Origin of the sequence: Chitinophaga rhizophila (genome assembly GCF_019492185.1) — a bacterium.
Lineage (GTDB): Bacteria > Bacteroidota > Bacteroidia > Chitinophagales > Chitinophagaceae > Chitinophaga > Chitinophaga rhizophila.
This window is the reverse complement of the sequence record NZ_JAICCF010000004.1, coordinates 1,036,625-1,059,303: the sequence shown is the minus strand read 5'-3', so window position 1 is coordinate 1,059,303 and position 22,679 is coordinate 1,036,625. Positions and strand designations below refer to the sequence as shown.

Sequence of the window (22,679 nt, the reverse complement as noted above, 5' to 3'; positions counted from 1 at the left end):
TTACCGGTATTTCTGCTTTTTATGTTGAGAATGCACTTGGAAGCATCGGAAAACCATAAATTTGTATATCTTCCTTTCAGGAGTGAACGCATATGAGCCAATTTGATTTTATTAAAGATATCGCAAGGTTTGGGTTAGAGAATGACCAGGAGAAATTGTTGTCTGTACTGAGCGAGTTGATCGAGTATTCAAAAAAGACAAAGAAAACCAATTTTGCCTTGCAGCTTCAATCTATTCTGAAAGATGCAATTCGACAGCAAAAGAGCAATAGCCTTACGAAAGTTGGCTCTCCTGAATATTTTAACAGGATAGAGGATAGAGAGATAGGAGATTTGATACTGGAAAAACTTACTTCAGATTATTCTTTTCAGAACCTGGTGACGTCTGAGAAAATCAAACATGAACTTGAGTTATTCATCAAAGAACATAAGTCTGCTGACTTACTGAACAGATATAATTTGCCGATATCTAACAAGATTCTCCTGCATGGACCTTCCGGATGTGGTAAAACATTAGCCTCTTATGTTATAGCGGGTGAGCTGAACAAAATGATGATTGTTGTTAATCTGGGGGCCGTAGTATCATCAAAATTAGGCGAAACCAGTAAGAACCTGGCGAAGATCTTTCGTAAGGCGGCTGCAGAAGAATGTATCATCTTCATAGATGAATTTGACTCACTAGGGAAGATCCGGGACTATAACCAGGATCATGGTGAGATGAAACGTGTTGTTAATACAATTTTACAACTGTTTGACTATCTGCCACAAAGCAGTATGGTGATAGCTGCTACGAATCAGAACGATATGCTGGATGATGCATTATTGAGAAGATTTGACGTCAATATTGAATTTAAGCTGCCTGATGAATCTCAGATAGAAGATCTCATCAAATTAACTATCCGTGACGGGAGATTCAAATTTTCTGATCAGGTATCCTACCAGGCCGTCATAAAGGAATTGAAAGGCCTTAGCTACTATAGTATTCAGAAGACGCTTATAACTGCTATCAAAAGAAGTCTTTTTAACAGCAATGTAAATGGTGTAAGTGAGGATGTGGTAATTGATATGGCTATATGGACTGAACTCATTAAATCAGAGCGTGAAGCAATACTTAAATTATGACATCTGTACTACGGGCTTACGTGCACATATCTAGTACAAGGTAAGTCACCTATTAAAGGTATAAACTGCCAATACAGGAAGAAAAACTGTATTGGCAGTTTCTTTTTAGACATCCAGATCTGCGTCAATGTCGCCGGTTAATTGGTCAATCAGTTCAATTGTATTACAAGCTAACATTTCATTATAAAGTTCCCCGGGTGCGTTCGCCACAGCTATCTCTGTTATCCGTATAACTACTGATACCTTATGCCTGGCATGGGAGTAATACTGGTAGTCTGATTCCGGAATCTCAGTTTTTGACAAGCACCTGATCGCCAGGGCAACTGCATCCCCCACCTGCTGTATATCCTTAGGTTGCAGCATGTATGACGTTGACTGTGCGTTAGAGAAAATACGGTTTTCTAACCCAAAATGATCCTCGCTCCAACTGAACCCATTTTTGATGCCATATTCTGACTGTTCAACATAGGCAATATCCTGCACCGGCAGATTACGTACCAGGTTAAATGATACGTGTAAAGGTAAATAGCTAAGATGATTATCCTTAACAGGCCTGAAGCTATAACACATAGAAATATCAAACCTGATTTTGTTCTCCGTCGTTTTCAGATATGAGGGGAGGTGGATAGGAATTGTCAGTAATTGCCCGTTCCCAATCTCATTTTCGATGATGAACACAATAGCATGATCTTCGTTCAGCAACAGCTTGTCTTTCTGTGGGCGGCCAAATCCGACAAGCTTTTTCAACAACTTGTCGCTCCTGGAGCTGAAATGTGGTAAAGCAGTTTCTTTATGATATATGGAGGAATTAATCAGTAATGCTTTTACTGTTTGGGTTGCCAGTCCAGGATACATGCTGAGTATCTGGGCTGCGTATGATGTAATCAAGGGGGTTGCAAGACTCGTTCCACATGTTCTCCCATAAAATTGTTCGCCAATTGTTAGTGGGGAGCGTAGTACTTCCATTCCTGACGCGTATTCAAACAGATCGCCACCCTCAAATATTAGGTCCGGTTTATTTAAGTATTTATTAAACTGATTCTTTTTCAGACGTGTTCCATTAACTGGTAAAGAATAATCAAAATGAAATTTCCGGCTATAGTAGGCAGGGTATGAGCAATCTGGCGTAATATCTACGCTATTGTTGTCTTCCAGATTGCCGGCAAGTGCGCCAATTGAAATATTGTTAAGTGATTCAGCTGGTTCGGAAATGTTAGTATTCTTACAATTGTGTGTTTGACTGGATGAATCCGGCTTGTAGAAAAACGTGGGATACTCATGATCAGGATGCGCATCGATCTCAATAATTTCTTTCAGGTATTCCTGATCAACGTTACCTACAGAAATGAATATGAGAACGTCTTCCTCGTAAGATAGCTTATCCAACTCATAGGCGAAGTGGCCGTATCCATCATTATATTTTTTGGCAAGCGGAATGTTTAATGACATGTTAAACAACCTGATGCCATAGTTTTGTCTTGCATGCCTTATATCCGCTAACAGTTTAGGAATATTAAGTTCGTCATTGTTGTTGTGCACAGCCTTTATTACGGCAATTCTGGCTTTGGCAATATAACGATTGCTGACTTCTTTCTGAAAATCATCGCCTAGTGCAATCAGTCCAGCAACTGCTGTGCCATGCCCCGACTCGTCCCAGAATGCACCGTACCCGGTATGATCGTAGGAAAATGTTGTCAGTAGCTCTTTTATTGGCTCTATCCTGGATACACCGGTATCTATGACACCTACCGTTGCAAGATGCTCTGGTATATCAACTGTAAAACCAAAGTCCCGCCTTACTGTACCATATACTCCGGGCCGGATTTTCAGTGGTCTTGTGCTTGTAATCGATCTGACAATGTCAATATTATTGGCGATGATAGTTGTCTGCTGCTTTGACAAACGCTTCACAGCAATAATATCAGGGTTTCTTTCATCATAAGTATAATTTGTATCCTGCGTTTCCAGCAGTGAGAACAACTCTTTCTTCTGAATAGAAGCCACCGTGTTAGATGAAGATATCAGCGTCAGAAGCAAACCACTTTCACGAGTGGTTTGTACTCTGTTATCAGTACCGACAAATTCAAAATTCAGTATGAGTGCAATAAGATTAAATTCCTGATGCTCATAAGAAGTACCTTCTGCACTATCAATAATCTGCCTGATATGCCGATCAAAGTCAGCAAACAGCTGTTCGTCCAGTATCTCAAACAGAACTGTTTTATTGAACTGGTTATACTCAACAGGGCTTAAGCCGTATCTCTTAAAGAACTTGTACTTTAAATCATCGTTGAATATGGCGAAAAAATAAATGCGTACCAGATCGATCACTTTAGGGAAAGGTATTGTACGCGCTTCATTCCGCAATTTTCGCCGCGTATAAAAAGCTGCTGCGTCAATTCTTAGTCGTTCTTTTTGCAACGCCTGTATTGATTTGAGCGACTGAGTTTCGTGTTCATCAGTTTTCTCAACACGAGAGATGTTTCTTTGACGTTTGAAGGAAGGATGCTGGGATCTCGGATTCACCAGTAATACATGTTTATTTGCCATGGTATAAGTTTAAGATAAGGTGCTGTTTGATAATATGGATGTTACTGCAATGGAATTGATGCTGTTTTTCATCACAACTATAGGTGTATAAGAAGGGTGATTTAATTTATATATTCAGTTGTCTTTACATAGACAATCGTAGCTTTTATCATCTTGGTATGATTGAGATAGGTTCCACCACTTACTATTGCGCATTAGTCTTGGAGTTGTACAGAAAATTTGATCTCTGCAAAATTACGCACGTGATGCACGGTTTTCTTAGGTGATGTATAAATACCGGAAAAATCCTGATATCCATTGTCAGGCTGTGGTAATACTTCCCTCTTCCTTCGCTCTAATCTTCACACCATCCCTTCACCAATAGCTCACTTCTATATCACCTATATATCCCTCCGATATTGAAGTGATATAGAAGTGACGTATTACTACTCAGTTGGTATGAATAACAGACCGATACCTGGTCAAAAACCAGTAAATTCATATTCATCACCTCAAAAATCATTATTATGGCCATTGTGAAAGACAATTTTATCCTGCAGTTGGTGCGGGGCTCCATCGGTAAACAAATAACCATCTATGAAAGGAACGGGCAGGTAATTATGGCGAAGAAGCGCGGCCCGTCGAATAAGAAACCTACTTTGAAGCAGTTGCAGGCAAGGCAACGAATGGCGGCTGCTGTTGTCAAGGCGCAGCAGATGCTGGCTGATCCGGAGTTGAAAGCATATTATGCGTCGCTGGCGGGGCCAGGTCAGAATGCATATAATATGGCGGTAAAAGACGCCTATCATGCACCGGAGATTGAGGCTGTTGAGATAGTAGATGAGGGCGTGACTATTACGGTACGAAATGAGTTTCGGGTCGCGGAGGTAAAGGTTAACGTAATAGATGCTGCGGGAGGTATTGTTAAACAGGGAGTTGCGATTATGCGGCGGAATGGCGTTGAGTGGCATTACACAGCGGGCTCATTGCCGGCAGGAGGGAGGATTGTGGCAGTAGCGAGAGATTTGCCGGGCAATGAAGGAGTGCGGGAACTAGCGATACCAGAAATAAAGCAGCAGAAATAGCTTACAGTACGGAAATTTTTTTGCCTACCTACTTCACGGATTTTGGTGCCGGCTGAGGATAAAAACCTATGTAATTACCCCATTTTAAAATTATTTTATCACTTATAGTGTTGTGTGTCAATGTCGTTGCGGGGTCATCAATAAGATTGACTTAAGCAACTGAATCTAAGTATCATGCACATTACGTATTTATTAAAGTCAATAAAATTTAAATAAGATATAAATAATATTCGTACCTTTGCAAGGTAGTTTGTCTGAACAGACTATTTGTATCCCTAAACTAATTTTTAATTACCTATGAGTTACATCTTGCTGCAGGGCTCTTCTTCAGACGTTGAACGTATTGAATTGCATGATTGCCCTAAATGTAAACACGGTGTATTGGAAGACAGATTACCCCGTGGTTTTTTTGTGAAGTACGTATTAGGCTTTTTACCGCTTCGCAAGTTTATCTGCTACTCATGTTTAAAGACAAGCTATATATTGCACAAACCTGAACAAAAAGAGGAAACAGTCAGTGCGCCAATCAAAATTAAAGCGCCTTCTGTTAGACCAAAACCTGTGGCTATACCGGCACACTAACTGTGGAATAACGGAAAAACATATATTTTTTTGTAGTAAAGATTACCCGATGCTGAAGCCGGCATCGGGTATTTTTTTGACAGATAATCCGACTGATTCATAATTATACAAAATTGAATTTGTTTAAATTATTATCTGTTACTCCCTTTCCTTTAAATATAACGGCTGAGCTTCCCGCCTCGAAAATTCTAAAACAAACCCCTCTTCAATTTTGTTATCAATCGCAGTGGCTAAGAATTAACGCATTGCTGAGTTTTGGTATAGTGTTTGTTCCAACTGTCTCACTGAATAACCGGATCAAAAGCATAAACTTTAAAGTCTGCTGACAACGCTTTTAGAGTCATACTAAACACGTCAACTGACATGCCATGAAAGACGCATTGTTTCAGGTTATTACATTCATGTTTCTAAGAAGAGCGCCACGTTAAACAGCACGGTCAGACGCCATCGCATTGTGAGAGTATCTGGTTTTTGTGATGTCATCATGTAATATTCATTTATCATTGCGTATAAATACGTAATATAAAATTCCACTTAGTCCTAACTTCCACCACTATAGAAAAACGTTTGAAATATTAAAAGCACGGTTATACGCTGTATAGAGGAATTAAGCAAATCGACGCAATTCTAATATGATGGAATATTAATATTAGAGTAAAAAACATCTGGTTGAACTCGTCTGTAAACTGGATAAATTATAACATTATGTATTTATATTGCACGTAGGTTAAAACATAAACTACTGATAGACATATTGTTTGAACGATTCCGACGTTGATGAAAAACATTGATACGTTTTAACCTTATCTAATTAAACCGATGACTAAGAGATCATGGATTACCCCGTCCTGGCTGATTTTGTTATTAGACCTCGGGTGTTCGATCGTTGCGATGAGCTTGTCCTTTCTACTCAGGCTTAATTTTAACCTCGAAGACTTTGGTCGATACCCAATGCAGGATATTGTTTTGGTTGTAGTGAGCGTCAACTTATTACTGTCACTTCTCTTTCGCACTTATAACGGTATCGTAAGATATACCAGTATGGCTGACATTGGCCGTATATCCTGCGTCAGCCTGCTAAGCGCCATCATCTATTATTATATCAATGTAGCAGCTGTAACATATACCAAAGAGAATATGTTCCCGTTGTCTGTCATCGCCATCAACTTCTTCATTAACACCTTCTTCCTGCTCTCTTATCGGCTCTTTGTAAAGTGGGCCTTCCGCTACTACAGCAGGTACGGCGTTATCAATAAAACGAAAGCCGTCATCTATAACGCAGGCCACTCCGGCCTCGTAGTACGTAAGGCTATCAATGAAGACCAGACGGGTAGTATACGTATCGCCGGTTTCCTGGATGATAAGCTCACAAGAACCGGTAAAAGGTTAGATGGATTACCCATATTCAGTACATCCCGCGCTTCCCTGGAACGTATAGTTAAACAGGAAAAGATAAAGCTGCTCATCGTTGCTGCTGAAACCCCCGATACACAGATACTTAATGACCTCGTCGATCACTGCCTCGCACTGAATATCAAAGTACAGAAAGTACAGCCCGTCAATAAATGGATCAATGCCGGCTGGAGCCCCGCCAAATTACAGGATATCAGGATTGAAGACCTGCTCGACAGATCCGTTATCAGTATCAATAACAAAGAAGTAAGCAGGGAAACAAAAGGTAAAGCCATCCTGGTAACCGGCGCTGCCGGCTCAATAGGTAGTGAGCTTGTCAGGCAGCTTGCAAAACTGGAACCTTCCTTACTGCTGTTATGCGATAAAGCAGAATCGCCATTACATGAACTGGAACTTGAAATGGCTGAACTGAAACCCGGTATTACCATTGTACCCTATATTGCCAATATCTGCGATAGAACCCGCATGCAGCAACTGTTCGAGGTATACGAGCCTTCTGTAGTATACCACGCCGCTGCCTATAAACATGTGCCCATGATGGAAAAGAATCCTTCCGTCGCGGTACTCAACAACGTGTTGGGTACAAAAATGCTGGCAGAACTATCAGTGGAATTTGGCGTAGAGAAATTTGTGATGATCTCTACTGATAAAGCCGTCAACCCTACTAATGTAATGGGGGCCTCTAAAAGAATCGCGGAGATCTTTACACAATCCTTCAGTACACACGTTAACCGGCAATTTAAAAAGACTGGTCCCGTTTTCAGTAATCCGCCTACCAGGTTTATCACTACCAGGTTTGGTAACGTACTAGGCTCTAACGGTTCCGTTATTCCACGTTTTAAACAACAACTCGAAAAAGGTGGTCCGCTGACAGTCACTCATCCCGATATCACCCGCTACTTCATGACAATACCTGAGGCATGCCAGCTCGTACTGGAAGCAGGGGCCATGGGGCAGGGAGGAGAGATATTTGTCTTTGATATGGGACAGCCCGTGAAGATTGCAGAACTGGCTAATAAGATGATCCGGATGAGCGGAAGAGAACCGGGCGTGGATATCCAGATCGTATACACCGGCCTCAGACCCGGCGAGAAACTGTATGAAGAACTGCTGAACACCGCAGAAAATACGCTAAGTACCTACCATGAAAAAATCATGATAGCAAGAGTACGGGAATATGACTTTGTAGAGGTGAATGATCATATTGAAAAACTGATTGCTTCTGCCCAGAAGCATTACATTACTCCGACTGTTGCACTTATGAAGCAACTGGTTCCTGAGTTTATCAGCAAAAATTCAACATACGAGCAGCTGGACAAAGATAAAATCAAGTTGTAACATCATCTATATACAAAGGCGTCTGCGGCATAGGATCATCTATGAGCGTGGCGGAATGGCATTTAAACAGTTATTTTTCTAATGAGAATCAGACATTTCGACAACATTTTCAGTCAACCCTTTTGCTCGTTACGCTGGATAGTAACAGCCATCATCTCTTTATCCTTCCTGGCATGCAGTACTCCGAAGAACATTACCTACTTCCGGGATATCCCGGACTCTGTACTTAAAAAAAGTATTACCCAGGCTGTCTATTCCACACCTGAGATCCAGGCAGACGACATCCTGCAGGTGACTATACAAACACTTGATCCTGCTTCCACAGCGATGCTTAATCAACCTGGTACCGCTGCATGGCCCGTAACCGGAAGTGGCGCAACGCAACCAGTCACTAATACCCCCGGATCGAATGTCAGTGGCTTCCTGGTAGACAAAGATGGCTATGTGGTACTGCCCCTGATAGGCAAAGTCATGGTAAAAGGAAAGACCACAGACCAGGTAAGAGATGATATCCGCACCAAAGCTGCTGAATATTATAAAGATCCGGTAGTAAATGTCAGGTTCGCCAACTTTAAGATCACTGTACTGGGAGAAGTAACCAGGCCATCTACCTACATCATGCCCAATGAGAAGGTAACATTGCTGGATGCCCTGGGTATGGCCGGAGATCTGACTATTTATGGTAAACGCGAGAATGTGATGCTGATCAGGGATGCAGGACCTCAGAAAGAATTTGTACGGTTTAATCTTAACGATAGCAGGACGTTCACATCCCCATATTTCTATCTGCGCCAGGGAGATGTAATATACGTAGAACCAAATGAGAACAAGGTTGCTGCTACTGATGCAAACTCAGTAAAGCGTATCGCACTGATTACATCGGCACTTACCCTGCTGGTGGTGGCTATATCGAGGATAAACTTCTAAAACTTTTATTGCTGTTTTTTATGATTGAGAATATGCATACAAACGGAGCCTCCAGAAATAACCAGACCTTTTCCACCGAATATGAAAATGAAGAAGGCCTGGACCTGAGAAAAGTGGTTGATAAGATGATCCGGTACTGGTACCTCTTCGTCATCTTTATCGGTGGCGGACTTGCCTGTGCCTGGCTATACATGCGTTATTCAACACCCAGTTATAAAATCAGCGCTAAAGTGATCGTTCAGGACGATAAGAAGAACTCCAGTCTGCCGGGAGCAGAGATACTACAGCAGCTGGAAATATTCAGCAATAAAAGTAACGTCGATAATGAAGTGGAGATACTGAAATCACGCTCACTGATGGAAAAGGTAGTGCGCGATCTCGACCTGAACGTCAGCTACTTCGTGGAAGGCCGCGTCAAAAAAACAGAGCAGTTCGTTAGACTGCCGCTTCGCTTAAAATGGCTTTATATAAAAGATACACTCAATCAGGCTAATTATGTGATCGATATCCTTGCTGACAACAAACTGTCTCTCAGCACCAGGGGCATTCAACGGGATGCTGCCTGGAATGACACTTTTCATCTGCCTGAAGGTATTGTGAAGATTGAACGGAATGAACTGTATCCTGTTACCAGTCAGGAATACCAGATCACAGTTACCTCGATTGACTATGCAGTGGGTCGCTACCAGAAGCTGCTGGATGTCAGCATCCCTAACAAACAGGCCAGTACTATTAATCTGAGCCTTACCAATACCATTCCCGAGAAAGGGGAGATGATATTGAATAAACTGCTGGAAAACTACCTGAATGCCAGTGTAGAAGATAAAAACAGGATCGTTGACAGTACAATTTCTTTCATTGACAACAGGCTGGGTATTGTTACCACAGAACTGACCAGTGTAGAGAAAGATATCGAACAGTTCAAGCAGTCCAATCAACTGGCTGATCTGAGCGAACAATCTAAACTATTGGTTTCCAATACCAGTGACAATATGAAACAGCTGACCGAACAGCAGGTGCGGCTGAATGTGGTAGAGTCGCTGGAACAATATATGCGCGATGAACAGAACGCCAGAAGGGTAGTGCCGTCTTCGCTTATCGTACAAGATCCTACTTTCCTGGGTATTGTAGAGAAATACAATGCCCTGCTCCTGGAAAGGGAAAGACTGCTGATGTCTAATACAGAGTCGAACCCGGTAGTCAAAAATATGGATCTGCAGTTGTCCGGCCTGCGTGCCGACCTGCGTAACAACCTGGCATCCTTAAAGCAGGGTATACAGGTCAGCATTAATGAGCTGCAACGTAATACCGGGAGCATCACCCAAAAAATACGGGAAGTACCTGGAAAGGAGCGAATATTCCTGGATTATTCCCGTCAGCAGGCAGTAAAACAGGAACTATATCTATTTCTGCTTAAAAAGCGGGAAGAATCGGCGATCTCCAAGTCATCCAATATTGCTATCGCCAGAGTGGTAGACTCCGGTAAAAGCGATCCTTTCCCCTTTAAACCGAAAGGTACCCTCATTTATATAATAGGGTTTATTGCCGGAGTAGTTATCCCCTCCATCTGGATATACCTGCAGGGCCTGTTAGGACGACGTATCAGCAACAAACAGGATATTCTGAATAACACTCCTGTGCCTATACTGGCAGAGATTGGGCATAACAAAGAGAAGGAACTGATTGTGGTAGGCCGTGAATCGCGCACACCGATAGCCGAACAATTCAGGGCTATCCGTACCAATCTGCAGTTTATACTTTCAGGGGAAGGCGATAAGGTGGTCATGCTTACCTCCAGCATGAGCGGCGAGGGCAAGTCTTTCGTGGCTACCAACCTGGCAGCAGTCCTGTCCCTTTCCGGTAAAAAGGTACTTCTGATGGAAATGGACCTGCGGAAACCAAAGATTTCCGAGATGCTGGAATTTAATAACTCCGTTGGATTCAGCACCTATGTAATAGGTAAAAGCACCCTGGAAGAGATCATCAAACCTTCAGGTATCAGTGATAAACTATGGCTGATACCTTCCGGCCCTATACCGCCTAACCCGGCAGAGCTGCTATTGCTTGATAAGACGAACAGGCTATTTGCACACCTCCGTACGCTGTTTGACTATATCATTGTCGATACAGCACCTATCGGACTGGTAACAGATGCGCAGCTTCTGGGCCGCTTCGCGGATGCGACGCTGTACCTCGTCAGACAGGGATATACCTATAAGCAACAGCTGAATATTACCAAAGACCTTTACCAACATAGAAAAATGCCGAAGATCAACCTGATTGTCAACGATGTAAAAACCGGGGCAGGGTATGGCTACGGTTATGGTTACGGATATGGTTATGGCTATGGATACGGGAACGATCAACCGCCAAAGAAAGGTCTGTTTAAGAAATCCCGGAAGCCGGTGACCAAATAACAAGGCACACTTTACACTAATTATTGCATTTCGAAAACATCACCAAAGATGGGTAACAACGGTAAGTTAAACAAAGTAGCCAACGCCAGAATTGCCATTATTGGCCTCGGATACGTAGGATTGCCCCTGGCTATTGAATTTGCAAAAAAGTATTGTACTATCGGATTCGATATCAATGAGGCAAGAGTAAAAGAACTGGCCGCAGGACAAGATCGTACAAAGGAAGCTAACATAGAAGATCTCAAAAAAGTGATTGCCGCCAGGGCGGAAGACAAAGGCTGCGGACTGGCATTCTCGTCATCTGTAGAAGACCTGAGAGAATACAATACCTTCATTGTAACAGTGCCTACGCCGATAGATGAGTTTAAAGCTCCCGACCTCAGACCATTGCTGAAGGCCTCAGAAATGCTGGGACGCATCCTGAAGTCAGGGGATCTCGTGATTTATGAATCAACTGTATATCCGGGGTGTACGGAAGAAGATTGCGTACCGGTACTGGAACGGGTGTCCGGGCTTGTGTTCAATAAAGACTTTTTTGCCGGATACTCTCCTGAACGTATCAATCCGGGAGACAAGATCAATACGCTTACCCGTATCAAGAAGGTGACCAGCGGCTCAACACCAGATATAGCCAGTAGGGTGGATGATCTGTATAGATCTATTATTGATGCCGGCACCCATAAAGCGGCGTCCATTAAAGTTGCCGAAGCCTCGAAAGCTATCGAAAATGCACAGCGCGATGTGAACATCTCATTTGTCAATGAACTGGCCCTCATCTTCGACCGTATCGGTATAGACACCAACGATGTGATAGAAGCCGCCGGTACCAAGTGGAACTTCCTGAAGTATAAACCCGGACTGGTAGGCGGTCACTGTATAGGGGTGGACCCCTACTACCTGGCTCATAAAGCACAGGCACTGGGCTATCATCCCCAGGTGATATTGTCAGGCCGTAGAGTCAATGATCACGTAGGCCATTTCGTAGCAAATAAAGTGGTTAAGCTGATGATTGAAAAGGACCACAAGATTAAAGGTTCCCGCGCCCTGATCATGGGAATCACTTTCAAAGAAAACTGTCCGGATGTACGCAATACACGGGTAGTAGACATTTATACGGAGCTACGTCAGTTCGGACTGGATGTAGACATCTATGATCCATGGGCTGATACACATGAAGTGAAACATGAATATGGCGTAGACGTCCTGAACAAGCTGGATAATACCATCGTATACGATGCCATCATCGTAGCGGTAGCACATAATGAGTTCTTAAAGTTCGACTATCAGAAGATCAAACGTAATAACGGCGTCATATTCGATACCAAGTCCTGCCTTGACAGAACACTGGTAGACGCCAGGCTGTAAATGATCAATGAGAGAGAGCAGGTTGCCAATTTCTGCACGTGTATAATATTCAGGATATGACAGAACTAGTGCATGCGCCGGTAAGAAGAGAAAAGCCTAATTTCTTACAAGTATGGCCAATATTATTGGGGTTACTGGGATATGAGCTGATATCTTTTTTGCCAGGATGGTTAGGTGTGGAATCCCGCTTAATAACTGTGCCATACAGGAGTTTCTTTCTGCTGCTTTGCGTATTTGTAACACTGAGATTACTACCCCAGCGCAGGCCTAAGATCAGCTTTTTTATGGCGCTGATCATGGTGTTCTGGGCCGCATATCTGACCAGGCTTTTTTATGATTCCTTTTTCACAGCCTACCGTTTTGCCAGGCCGGTAGAAGAGTATTGGCTATATGCCTTCTGCCTGGGGTTCATTCCCATATTTGCCTACATGGTACCATTGCGGAGGATAACTATTTATACTTCCATGCTGTATGCTTTCTACCTGGCAGCAGTAGTCAATATAATTGCACTATATACTAATCTGACTACCGCCACTATGAGCGCCTCTGCCGCCAGAATGGTGGGCAATGAGTTCCTGAATCCCATCTCATACGGTCAGCTGGGTACCATGCTGGTGTTACTGGGCGTTTGTCTGCTGATAAATGGTGTGTCTGCCGGAAAGAAGCTATACGCACTGTTCATCTACCTGATGATGCTTACGGGACTGATTAATGTGGCATTGTCAGGTTCCCGCGGACCGTTCATGCAGCTGATCATCACACTGTTATTGCTGGCAGCTTTTAAACTGAAGCGGAAGTATTGGGGGTATGCCGCACTGGCATTTGTAGGTTGTGTGATTACATGTATCGTATTAAGCGCAGCGTTCCCGGTGTTTGACGTGCTGATAGAACGCATCAACACCACCGGTAATACCGGTAATGTGAACGATAACCTCCGTTTACAGGTGCTGACGAACGCGTGGAATGGCTTCCTGGATGAGCCGCTGCTAGGTACTTCCTTTGAAGAAAGAAAATTAGGTATGTATCCGCATAACTATCTCGTAGAGGCTTGTATGACAACGGGGTTCCTGGGAGGCATCATTATGCTGGCAATATATATCCATGCTTTTGTCGGTTCAGTGAAGCTGCTGAAAGACGATACTAAATGTTGGGTCGGACTGCTTTGCATCATGTGCCTTTTATCGGGATTGACAACAGGGAGTCTCTGGGGTGGATTCAAGTTCTGGGCACTGATTACGCTAGTAGATAATCTGCTCTATAAGCCTAGAAAAAGAGTAGTGGTTAATCCGGTTCTTGTCAGGCATCATTTAATAGTTGAACAATGAAATATCTGATTTTTTCCATATTGATAATCGCAGGTAGCATGCTTTGCAAACAGTTGCCGGCACAGCAGAAAGTACAGCTTAAAAGTAGTCAGCCACGCGTTTACCTGTGTATGGATAATGCCGGCAGCGATATGAGCAGTGAGCGCCAGGCCAATAATATGGGTGCTGTTAAGCTGATTGGCGGCGCAGATATCAGTAGTGGAAATACACTGGTGATAAATAGCAAAACACTCATCGCCGCCATCAGGAAAGCATTTCCGGATAGCCTCATGCAGGGTATTGGCGTACTAGACTGGGAAGGAAAGGAGCTGGGTATACTGCGCAGGCAACCGGAGAGTGACCCGGCATTCCAGGATGCAATGAAGAAAATGATGGCAGTACTGTCTATTGCACAACAAACCAGACCTAATGTCTCCTGGGGATTCTATGGTATACCTGTACGAGAGTTCTGGAAGCGGAACAGCGACTGGAAAGCGAGCGGTAACAGGCTATTGCCCTTGCTGCGGCAACAGGATGCTTTGTTCCCCTCTATATACCTGCTGTATAATTCTGCCACTGTCAATAATGTGTTAAGTGGCGATTATACCAAGGATAATGTCAGGCAGGCTGTGACACTCGGTGCAAAGACCGGTAAGCCGGTACTGCCTTTTATATATCACCGGTATCCTGATTTCTCTTTGGTACCACTGAACGTATTCAGGCAACAAGCTCGGGATATTCTTTCAGTGGATGTCAATGGAAACAAAGTAGCAGGTATAGTGTGGTGGGGAGCTGACAGTTACTATTACAGAACAAATAACAAAGTGCTGATGCGGGAAGCTGGTAAGGCACAGGATGCAGGTAAACATTTTAGCGACCTGGTACGCCAGTACTCCGCAGAACTGATAAAAGCCACTAAAGGACAATAACAACAACATGCTGAAAGATATGAGTAAAGCTGCTATCCTACAGGGAAACATACAGATGGTCGATCTGAAGAAGCAATATCAGCAGATCAAGTCTGAGATTGATGCTGCAATCCATGATTGTATTGATAATGCCGCTTTTATTAATGGTCCGCAGGTATCTTCATTTGCAGCAAAACTGGCAGACTACCTGGACGTTCAAAGGGTAGTACCCTGCGCCAATGGTACAGATGCATTACAGATAGCGTTGATGGCACTGGACCTGCAAAGGGGAGATGAGATCATTGTGCCGGCTTTCACCTACGTAGCCACAGCAGAAGTGATTGGACTACTTGGCCTGGTACCGGTGATGGTAGATGTGGATCCTGAGACCTTTAATATCTCGGTTCCGGCAATAGAAAAGGCAATTACACCACGCACCCGGGCAATAGTACCAGTACACCTTTACGGACAATGTGCCGACATGGAAGCTATCCTGGAGCTTGCCTCGTTACATGGCTTATTTGTAGTAGAAGACACGGCGCAGGCAATAGGCGCTGACTATATCTATAAAGACGGGCGCAGGGTGAAAGCAGGCACAATTGGTACCTTTGGTTGTACATCCTTTTTCCCTTCCAAGAACCTCGGATGTTATGGAGATGGAGGTGCGCTGTATACCAATGATGCCATATTCGCAGAAAAAGCAGGGATGATAGCCAATCATGGGCAGAGCAAAAAATATCATCACCGCTATATAGGCTGTAACTCCCGCCTGGATACCATACAGGCGGCTATATTGGAGGTGAAGTTGTCTTACCTGGATGCATATTCCGAAGCGAGAAATAAAGCGGCCATCCTTTATGATACCTTACTTGCAGACATGTCTGAGGTGGTCACTCCTGTCCGCAGCGCAGCTTCTACACATGTCTTTCATCAGTATACCCTGCGTATTACTAATGGCGACCGGGATGCCTTACAGGCGTTTCTGAAAGATAATGGGGTGCCTTCCATGATCTATTATCCGCTGCCACTGAACGAGCAGGAAGCGTTCAAGGGGCTGGGCAGAGCAGAAGGATCATTGCCTATTACTGTACAATTGTGTAAAGAAGTACTCTCGCTGCCTATGCACACAGAATTGACAGAAGAACAACAGGTGTTTATAACAGATGTAATTAAAGCATTTTTTAAAAGATAAAAACAGATGGGATATTATTCACACGAAACGGCGGTTATAGATGAAGGTAGTGATATTGGCGATGGCACTAAGATCTGGCACTTCTGTCATATTATGCCATCATGTAAAATAGGAGAGAACTGTAATATTGGTCAGAACGTGGTTATTTCTCCCGGCGTAGTACTGGGCAGGAACGTGAAAGTACAGAACAACGTGTCTATTTACGAAGGGGTGATCTGTGATGATGATGTGTTTCTGGGGCCTTCAATGGTATTTACCAATGTTATTAACCCCAGAAGTGCAGTCGTACGCAAGTCGCAATATCTCAGAACGCACGTAGGAAAAGGGGCTTCCATAGGAGCAAATGCCACGATTGTATGTGGCCATGATATAGGCGAATATGCATTTATCGGTGCCGGTGCAGTGGTAACGAAGACAGTACCGCCTTATGCATTGGTAGTTGGTAATCCGGCAAGACAGATAGGCTGGATCAGTGAATACGGACATAGATTGGTATTTAATGAAGCCAATATAGCGGTTTGTGAAGAGAGCGGGCAGGAATACCAGTTGGTAAATAATGCTATAAAAAGGATTAAATAAATGACTGACAAAGACAAAGTAAAATTTGCAGTGATTGGCTGCGGTCATATCGGAAAGCGGCATGCGGAGATGATCTGCCGTAATCCCGAAGCCGAGCTGGTAGCACTGGTCGATAACCGTCCCAAACATAAGTTAGGAATCGACAAGTACAGTGTACCTTTTTTCTCATCAGTGGATGATCTGTTGTACTCAGATGTAGCTGCAGATATAGATGTGGTCAACATTGCCACTCCTAACGGGTATCATGCTGAGCAGGCCCTGCAATGCTTGGAAGCGAAGAAAAACATTGTTGTAGAAAAGCCCATGGCGCTTACGAGAAAGGACGCCGAGAAGGTCATCTTTAAAGCCCTGCATGTACACAAGCACCTGTTTGCCGTTATGCAGAACAGGTACTCGCCACCGAGTGTCTGGATTAAAGAAGTTATTGAATCCGGCAAACTCGGGAAAATATTTATGGTACAGCTGAACTGTTATTGGAACAGGGACCACAGGTATTATAAAGGAGATAACTGGCACGGGAAAAAAGACCTGGATGGCGGCACGCTGTTTACACAGTTCTCTCACTTTATTGACATCATGTACTGGCTGTTTGGGGATATTGAAAACATCAAAGCGAGAGTAACAGACTTCAATCACCGGGACTTGACAGAGTTTGAGGATAGCGGCTTCGTGAATTTTAACTTCCTGGAAGGAGGAATGGGTTGTATCAACTATTCCACTTCTGTATGGAATGAGAACCTCGAAAGCTCTATGACAATCATTGCTGAGAAGGGATCTGTAAAGATCGGCGGCCAGTACATGGACAAAGTAGAGATCTGTAACATCAAAGACTATAAGATGCCTGAGCTCGCGCCTACGAATCCGGGGAATGATTACGGCGCTTATAAAGGCTCGGCTGCTAACCACCATTATATCATTGAGAATGTGGTGGATGTGCTGAAAGAGCGCGCTACAATTACTACCAATGCCCTGGAAGGATTGAAGGTGGTAGACATCATAGAGCGGATCTATCAGCAGGCAGAACATTGCTAACAATGAGTAAAAACAGCGTGTTGAAAAGTGTGTCATTAAATGGATATATAACAAGAGTACGGAGGTCGGCTTTTCTGAAGAGCGTGTCAACACTAGCCGCCGGCACTGTACTAAGTCAGCTTATCATTTTTGGCGCTTCGCCTTTTCTGACCAGGATATATAGTCCGGCGGATTTTGGAGTACTGGCGCTTTTTACCAGTATCAGTATGCTAGCTGCCATACTGACCACGGGAAGATATGAACTGGCCATCGGTTTGCCTGAAGCGGAAAAGGAAGCGCTGAATGTATTCGCCTTGACCGTATTGACTGCATTCATGATATCGGCGTGTTATCTGCTGATCATCATGCTGTTGAGGCAGATCGCATGGAAAGCCATACCAGCAGACAGTCTGCTATATCAGCCTGCGATGTACCTGGTGCCTGCATACACATTCCTGGCAGCTAATTACTCCTGCCTGGTGTACTGGAACCAAAGGAAGAAGTCCTATATGGAGGTCTCAGGATCAACGGTGATACAGGCGGTATTTTCTACCCTCATCAACATTGTATTGGGCCTGATTGGTCTGAAGGCGTGGGGGTTGATAGCAGGTTTGCTGATGGGACAGTTGGGAGGTAATGTATTCCTGCTGATAAAGATGCGACAGACCGCCAGCTTTGAAGGCATCAGCCTGACACGCATAGGCTCAGTAGCGAGGAAGTTCATTGATTTTCCAAAGTATATGACGTTCTCTGGTTTGTTACTGACAACGTCGCAACAGGTGGTGCCGATCATATTTTCCTTCCTGTTCAACGCAGCCATAGTAGGCTTCTTTTCACTGGCCAACAGGATGCTGAGAGTACCGAATATTGTGCTGACTACCTCTATCGGCAATGTGTTCAGGAATGATGCAATAGATAGCATCCGCTCGGGCGGACATTTCGGAAACCTGTACATGGCTACGCTGCGTAAGCTGACGTTGCTTTCTGTACCGATATATGCAGTGCTCTGGATAGTATCGCCATTGCTGTTTGTCATCTTCTTCGGGAAGGACTGGGAGGCTTCGGGTTACTTTGCCAGGATCATATGTATTATGCTGGCGCTTGATTTTATAGCCTCACCCCTCAGCACCTTGTTCTATGTGATTGGTAAGCAGAAAGCATATCTATGGTTGCAATGTCTGAACACAGTAACAGGTATCGGCGCATTGTGGGCAGGGGAAGCGTTTTTTAAGGATGCTTACATGTCAATCAGTCTGTTCACACTGACTAACTGTGTGTTTAGTCTGCTGACGATTTATATGACTTACAGGTATTCAAAAGCACAATACCGGCTTTGATACTAGGCCTTCGGATAGGTATCCGGAGATAAGTCACCTGTTTTGTCCTTTCCTATGTCAGAATGAGTTGGTTTATATCTCTCATTTGTACTGGCAGATTCCGTTATTCACAGTTGCCGGACTACAATTGTCTGTCCGTGTACTAAAAAGCGATATAGCATGAAGATTGTAACAATTCTGGGAGCAAGGCCACAGTTCGTAAAAGCGGCTGTCGTTAGCCGCGAAATACAAAAGGACAAGGATATCAGAGAGGTGATCATTCATACCGGCCAGCATTATGATAAAAATATGTCTGATATCTTCTTTGAAGAGATGGAGATTCCATTGCCTGACTATAATCTTAACATCAACGGGCTATCCCACGGGGCGATGACAGGAGAGATGCTGAAGGGAATTGAGGGCATACTGTTAACGGAGAAGCCGGATTATGTCATGGTATATGGCGATACTAATTCAACTATCGCAGGAGCGTTGGCCGCCAAAAAGATTCATATAAAGGTAGCACATGTAGAGGCAGGCCTACGCAGTTTTAACATCCGCATGCCGGAGGAGATCAACCGGATACTGACAGACAGGATATCAGATAAGTTGTTTTGTCCGACGCAGACGGCCGTTGATAATCTGATGAAAGAGGGATATGCAGCATTGGATGCAGCAATATACAAAACCGGAGATGTGATGCTGGACGCCGCATTGTTTTATGCTGTAAAGGCAGCGCAAAAGTCTGACATCATCCAGCGGCTGGGATTAGAGAAATTTATCCTGTGTACAATACACCGTGCCGAGAATACGGATGATCTGGACAGGCTACGGTCAATTGTAGCAGCTATCAATGAAATCTCCTCAAAGACAAGGGTAGTAGTGCCGATACATCCACGTACAAAGAGTATTATCTGCAAGAATAACATACCTGTAGGCTTTGAAGCAATAGATCCGGTAGGGTATTTTGATATGATCAGCCTTATCACCAAAAGTGAGCTGGTCATGACAGACAGTGGCGGATTACAGAAAGAGGCATTTTACTTTGGTAAAAACTGCGTGACACTCCGGGACGAAACAGAATGGGTTGAGTTGGTAGACAACGGTTTTAATGTTTGTGTAGGCAGTGATACCGCCCGCATCCTGGAGGGATATCATACGATGTTGCAGAAGGACAATGACTTCTCTGCAGATTTATATGGAAAAGGTGACGCATCAGCAAAGATCGTTGCCGAACTGCTAAAATAAAGTCCTGAACATTTAATAGCAAGCATTATGAGGATCGTACACTTGTGCAACTACTTTCAGCCAAAACTAGGGTATCAGGAATACTTTTTATCCAACGAGCATTCCAAGATGGGCCATGAGGTAACAGTAGTAACATCCGAAAGATATTTTCCCTTTCCTGACTACGATAATACGGTGTTTCCGGTATTGGGTAAGCGAATTGGTGACCCGGGGGAATTTGACTATGAAGGATTCAGGGTAATAAAACTCGATATTGCTTTTGAGTTCAGCAAGCGGGTATGGCTGAGAGGATTAACCCGGGTATTAAAGCGTATTCAACCGGACGTAGTGATTTGCCATGGTATTGGCAACTTCAATGCATTACGGGCAGCTAAATTGAAAGGCAGACTGGGATTCAGGTTGGTAGTAGATGATCATATGCTGATATCAGAAAAGAATCATTCATTGCTGGGACAGCTGTATTACAAAGCTTTCAACTTCCGTAATATTTATGAAAAGGCAGATAGGATAGTAGGTGTGGCAGACGAATGTGTAGAGTACATCGTAGACCAGTATAAATTCCCACGGTCCAGGGTGGAGATGATTCCGCTGGGTGCAGATATAGATTTGTTCCGCTTTAACAAACAATTAGGTGAAGGTTTCAGGAGGAAACATCGTATAGATCCGGAAGCAGTTGTCATCACTTACACGGGTAAGCATACATTCAAAAAAGGGCCGCATAATATACTGATGGCGTTGGAGAAGCTAAAGGATGTGCTGGGAGACAGGAAAGTGACAGCCTTGTTCATCGGGAATATGGAGAACGCATACGAACAGACATTTAACGATCATGTAGGCCGTGTAACAGACAAGATACAGGTAGTCAGGATAGCGGCAGTGACAAACAAAGAACTGGTAGATATTTATTCAGCCAGTGATATAGCTGTATGGCCAAGACAGGGATCAATGTCTATGATAGAAGCATCCAGTTGTGAAGTAGCAATAGTCTGTTGTGACTTCCTGACGGAACGGTATAAAAACAACAATGGTATTCCTATTAAAGAGGATGATATTGACGATCTGGCGAAGGCATTTGACTTCCTGATCAGGAATGACGAAGAGCGGGTTGCGATGGGCAAGCGCGGACGGGAACTGATTATGAATGAAATGTCCTGGAAGATTATAGCAGAAAGATTTATTAAATAGGTCAGTTGACGACTATGAAGTTATTTATCAACGCGCATAATCTAAGATTTGGAGGAGGCAGGACAGTAGGGTTTAATATTATCAACTATTATGCTTCTCACCCGGAAGTGTCTTCACTGGTAGTGGCAGTTCCGGAAGGTTGTGGTTATGAGCGTTTTGCCGGACATGGAAAGGTGAAACTGGTCGTATTTAATAGGTTATTCAATAGATCTTTATTTAAGATTGTTTCCAATTACCTGGTGTTACCAGTACAGCTGGCAGTGTCCAGACCTGATTATATCCTGAGTCTGGGGAATGTGGCTATCCCTACAGGAAGAGCGCAATTTCTGCTGGTACATCAGCCATATCTGGCATATCCGGAGAGTGCAGTCTGGAAAAGGATACGTGAAGATGATCCACCATTCTACCGGTATATTACCAATATGCTGCGGCTGATAAAGGCAAATCTTCGTTATGTGTCTGTACTTGGTGTACAGACTGAAGCCATGAAAAAAAGACTGAGCCGGCTGTACCGGATACCTGAGCAGCGGATAGTAGTCATTCCTAATGCAGTATCGTTTACCAGCGTATCTGTAGATTCAGATAGTGAAAGACGTGCAGATGAGCAGGATATACGTTTGCTTTTTCTGAGCAAATATTATCCGCATAAGAACTTTGAAATACTATACGAAGTGGGGAAAGTGATTATTGCTAAACAGTTGCCGTTGCGTATAACGGTTACCATTGATAAGACAGAGAACGATGGTAGCCGCAGGTTCCTGGAGCGGATTGAGGAATTGGGACTAGCCAGTGTTATAGTGAACCAGGGAAATGTGCCGTTAGAAGATATACCGGCTGTCTATGGTCAGCATGACGGATTATTACTGCCTACATTTTTGGAGTCTTTTTCAGGGACCTACATAGAGGCGATGCATTTTGGCAGACCTATATTCACCAGCAATATGGATTTTGCCAGGGAAGTGTGCAAGGATGCAGCTTATTATTTCGACCCTGATAACCCCGAGGATATAACGAGCGTGATCATCGAAGCATTCAATGATCCACAGAAGATGAAAAACAAAGTGATTCGCGGAAAGGAACTGATGCAACAGGCAAAAACATGGGATGATATCGGGAAGTTTATCGATACCAGCATTTTGAAAATAGCTAAATAAGTTAT

At 43.7% G+C, this 22,679-nt stretch carries 17 protein-coding genes; 16 read left to right on the top strand and 1 reads right to left on the bottom strand.

The annotated features are described in order from the left end of the window. The first annotated feature begins 92 nt into the window (after positions 1–92). The gene (locus K1Y79_RS23745; RefSeq protein WP_220252683.1) at positions 93–1,121 is read left to right on the top strand and encodes an AAA family ATPase; all 1,029 of its coding nucleotides are present in this window, start codon (positions 93–95) and stop codon (positions 1,119–1,121) included. A gap of 105 nt (positions 1,122–1,226) precedes the next feature. On the opposite strand, the gene K1Y79_RS23740 is transcribed toward K1Y79_RS23745, so the two are convergent. Then, on the bottom strand, positions 1,227–3,671 hold the full coding sequence (locus tag K1Y79_RS23740; RefSeq protein WP_220252682.1) for a S8 family peptidase: 2,445 nt from the start codon (positions 3,669–3,671) through the stop codon (positions 1,227–1,229). A 506-nt stretch (positions 3,672–4,177) separates the two neighbouring features. On the opposite strand from K1Y79_RS23740, the gene K1Y79_RS23735 reads away from it, so the two are divergent. From K1Y79_RS23735 to K1Y79_RS23665, 15 genes are all read left to right on the top strand, one after another. Next, positions 4,178–4,735: a hypothetical protein gene (locus tag K1Y79_RS23735; protein ID WP_220252681.1), complete on the top strand. Its 558-nt coding sequence runs from the start codon at positions 4,178–4,180 to the stop codon at positions 4,733–4,735. Positions 4,736–5,032: 297 nt separating this feature from the next. Further along, positions 5,033–5,317, top strand: coding sequence for a hypothetical protein (locus tag K1Y79_RS23730; protein WP_220252680.1), 285 nt, complete (start codon positions 5,033–5,035; stop codon positions 5,315–5,317). An 819-nt stretch (positions 5,318–6,136) separates the two neighbouring features. Next, positions 6,137–8,068, top strand: coding sequence for a polysaccharide biosynthesis protein (locus tag K1Y79_RS23725; RefSeq protein WP_220252679.1), 1,932 nt, complete (start codon positions 6,137–6,139; stop codon positions 8,066–8,068). Between the two features lie 81 nt (positions 8,069–8,149). Continuing rightward, on the top strand, positions 8,150–8,995 hold the full coding sequence (locus K1Y79_RS23720) for a polysaccharide biosynthesis/export family protein (protein ID WP_220252678.1): 846 nt from the start codon (positions 8,150–8,152) through the stop codon (positions 8,993–8,995). 20 nt (positions 8,996–9,015) lie between these two features. Then, positions 9,016–11,412 (top strand): GumC family protein, encoded by a 2,397-nt coding sequence (locus K1Y79_RS23715; protein WP_220252677.1) that lies wholly within the window; start codon positions 9,016–9,018, stop codon positions 11,410–11,412. A gap of 48 nt (positions 11,413–11,460) precedes the next feature. Continuing rightward, positions 11,461–12,777, top strand: coding sequence for a nucleotide sugar dehydrogenase (locus K1Y79_RS23710; protein WP_220252676.1), 1,317 nt, complete (start codon positions 11,461–11,463; stop codon positions 12,775–12,777). Positions 12,778–12,833: 56 nt separating this feature from the next. Beyond that, positions 12,834–14,102 carry an O-antigen ligase family protein gene (locus K1Y79_RS23705; protein ID WP_220252675.1) on the top strand — a complete coding sequence of 423 codons (1,269 nt, stop codon included), beginning with the start codon at positions 12,834–12,836 and terminating at the stop codon, positions 14,100–14,102. Then, positions 14,099–15,010, top strand: coding sequence for a hyaluronidase (locus tag K1Y79_RS23700; protein ID WP_220252674.1), 912 nt, complete (start codon positions 14,099–14,101; stop codon positions 15,008–15,010). The genes K1Y79_RS23705 and K1Y79_RS23700 overlap by 4 nt, the downstream gene beginning before the upstream one ends. Positions 15,011–15,017: 7 nt before the next feature. Then, on the top strand, positions 15,018–16,181 hold the full coding sequence (locus tag K1Y79_RS23695; RefSeq protein WP_236059786.1) for a DegT/DnrJ/EryC1/StrS family aminotransferase: 1,164 nt from the start codon (positions 15,018–15,020) through the stop codon (positions 16,179–16,181). 6 nt (positions 16,182–16,187) lie between these two features. Beyond that, entirely contained in the window at positions 16,188–16,760 is a 573-nt protein-coding gene (locus K1Y79_RS23690; RefSeq protein ID WP_220252673.1) for an acyltransferase, read from the top strand. Further along, complete coding sequence (locus K1Y79_RS23685) at positions 16,761–17,792, top strand: Gfo/Idh/MocA family protein (RefSeq protein ID WP_220252672.1); 1,032 nt, start codon at positions 16,761–16,763, stop codon at positions 17,790–17,792. It begins immediately after the preceding gene. A 2-nt stretch (positions 17,793–17,794) separates the two neighbouring features. After that, entirely contained in the window at positions 17,795–19,108 is a 1,314-nt protein-coding gene (locus K1Y79_RS23680; RefSeq protein ID WP_220252671.1) for an oligosaccharide flippase family protein, read from the top strand. Positions 19,109–19,267: 159 nt separating this feature from the next. After that, positions 19,268–20,335 carry a non-hydrolyzing UDP-N-acetylglucosamine 2-epimerase gene (wecB, locus tag K1Y79_RS23675; protein WP_220252670.1) on the top strand — a complete coding sequence of 356 codons (1,068 nt, stop codon included), beginning with the start codon at positions 19,268–19,270 and terminating at the stop codon, positions 20,333–20,335. 27 nt (positions 20,336–20,362) lie between these two features. Further along, positions 20,363–21,520, top strand: a complete 1,158-nt coding sequence (locus tag K1Y79_RS23670) for a glycosyltransferase family 4 protein (RefSeq protein WP_220252669.1) — start codon at positions 20,363–20,365, stop codon at positions 21,518–21,520. Between the two features lie 14 nt (positions 21,521–21,534). Continuing rightward, entirely contained in the window at positions 21,535–22,674 is a 1,140-nt protein-coding gene (locus K1Y79_RS23665) for a glycosyltransferase (protein ID WP_220252668.1), read from the top strand. The last annotated feature ends 5 nt before the right edge of the window (positions 22,675–22,679 follow it).

Bases quoted from the DNA above. Each gene is read 5' to 3' on its own strand.
- K1Y79_RS23745 (WP_220252683.1), top strand. From the start codon at position 93: ATGAGCCAATTTGATTTTATTAAAGATATCGCAAGGTTTGGGTTAGAG.
- K1Y79_RS23740 (WP_220252682.1), bottom strand. From the start codon at position 3,671: ATGGCAAATAAACATGTATTACTGGTGAATCCGAGATCCCAGCATCCT.
- K1Y79_RS23735 (WP_220252681.1), top strand. From the start codon at position 4,178: ATGGCCATTGTGAAAGACAATTTTATCCTGCAGTTGGTGCGGGGCTCC.
- K1Y79_RS23730 (WP_220252680.1), top strand. From the start codon at position 5,033: ATGAGTTACATCTTGCTGCAGGGCTCTTCTTCAGACGTTGAACGTATT.
- K1Y79_RS23725 (WP_220252679.1), top strand. From the start codon at position 6,137: ATGACTAAGAGATCATGGATTACCCCGTCCTGGCTGATTTTGTTATTA.
- K1Y79_RS23720 (WP_220252678.1), top strand. From the start codon at position 8,150: ATGAGAATCAGACATTTCGACAACATTTTCAGTCAACCCTTTTGCTCG.
- K1Y79_RS23715 (WP_220252677.1), top strand. From the start codon at position 9,016: ATGATTGAGAATATGCATACAAACGGAGCCTCCAGAAATAACCAGACC.
- K1Y79_RS23710 (WP_220252676.1), top strand. From the start codon at position 11,461: ATGGGTAACAACGGTAAGTTAAACAAAGTAGCCAACGCCAGAATTGCC.
- K1Y79_RS23705 (WP_220252675.1), top strand. From the start codon at position 12,834: ATGACAGAACTAGTGCATGCGCCGGTAAGAAGAGAAAAGCCTAATTTC.
- K1Y79_RS23700 (WP_220252674.1), top strand. From the start codon at position 14,099: ATGAAATATCTGATTTTTTCCATATTGATAATCGCAGGTAGCATGCTT.
- K1Y79_RS23695 (WP_236059786.1), top strand. From the start codon at position 15,018: ATGCTGAAAGATATGAGTAAAGCTGCTATCCTACAGGGAAACATACAG.
- K1Y79_RS23690 (WP_220252673.1), top strand. From the start codon at position 16,188: ATGGGATATTATTCACACGAAACGGCGGTTATAGATGAAGGTAGTGAT.
- K1Y79_RS23685 (WP_220252672.1), top strand. From the start codon at position 16,761: ATGACTGACAAAGACAAAGTAAAATTTGCAGTGATTGGCTGCGGTCAT.
- K1Y79_RS23680 (WP_220252671.1), top strand. From the start codon at position 17,795: ATGAGTAAAAACAGCGTGTTGAAAAGTGTGTCATTAAATGGATATATA.
- wecB (WP_220252670.1), top strand. From the start codon at position 19,268: ATGAAGATTGTAACAATTCTGGGAGCAAGGCCACAGTTCGTAAAAGCG.
- K1Y79_RS23670 (WP_220252669.1), top strand. From the start codon at position 20,363: ATGAGGATCGTACACTTGTGCAACTACTTTCAGCCAAAACTAGGGTAT.
- K1Y79_RS23665 (WP_220252668.1), top strand. From the start codon at position 21,535: ATGAAGTTATTTATCAACGCGCATAATCTAAGATTTGGAGGAGGCAGG.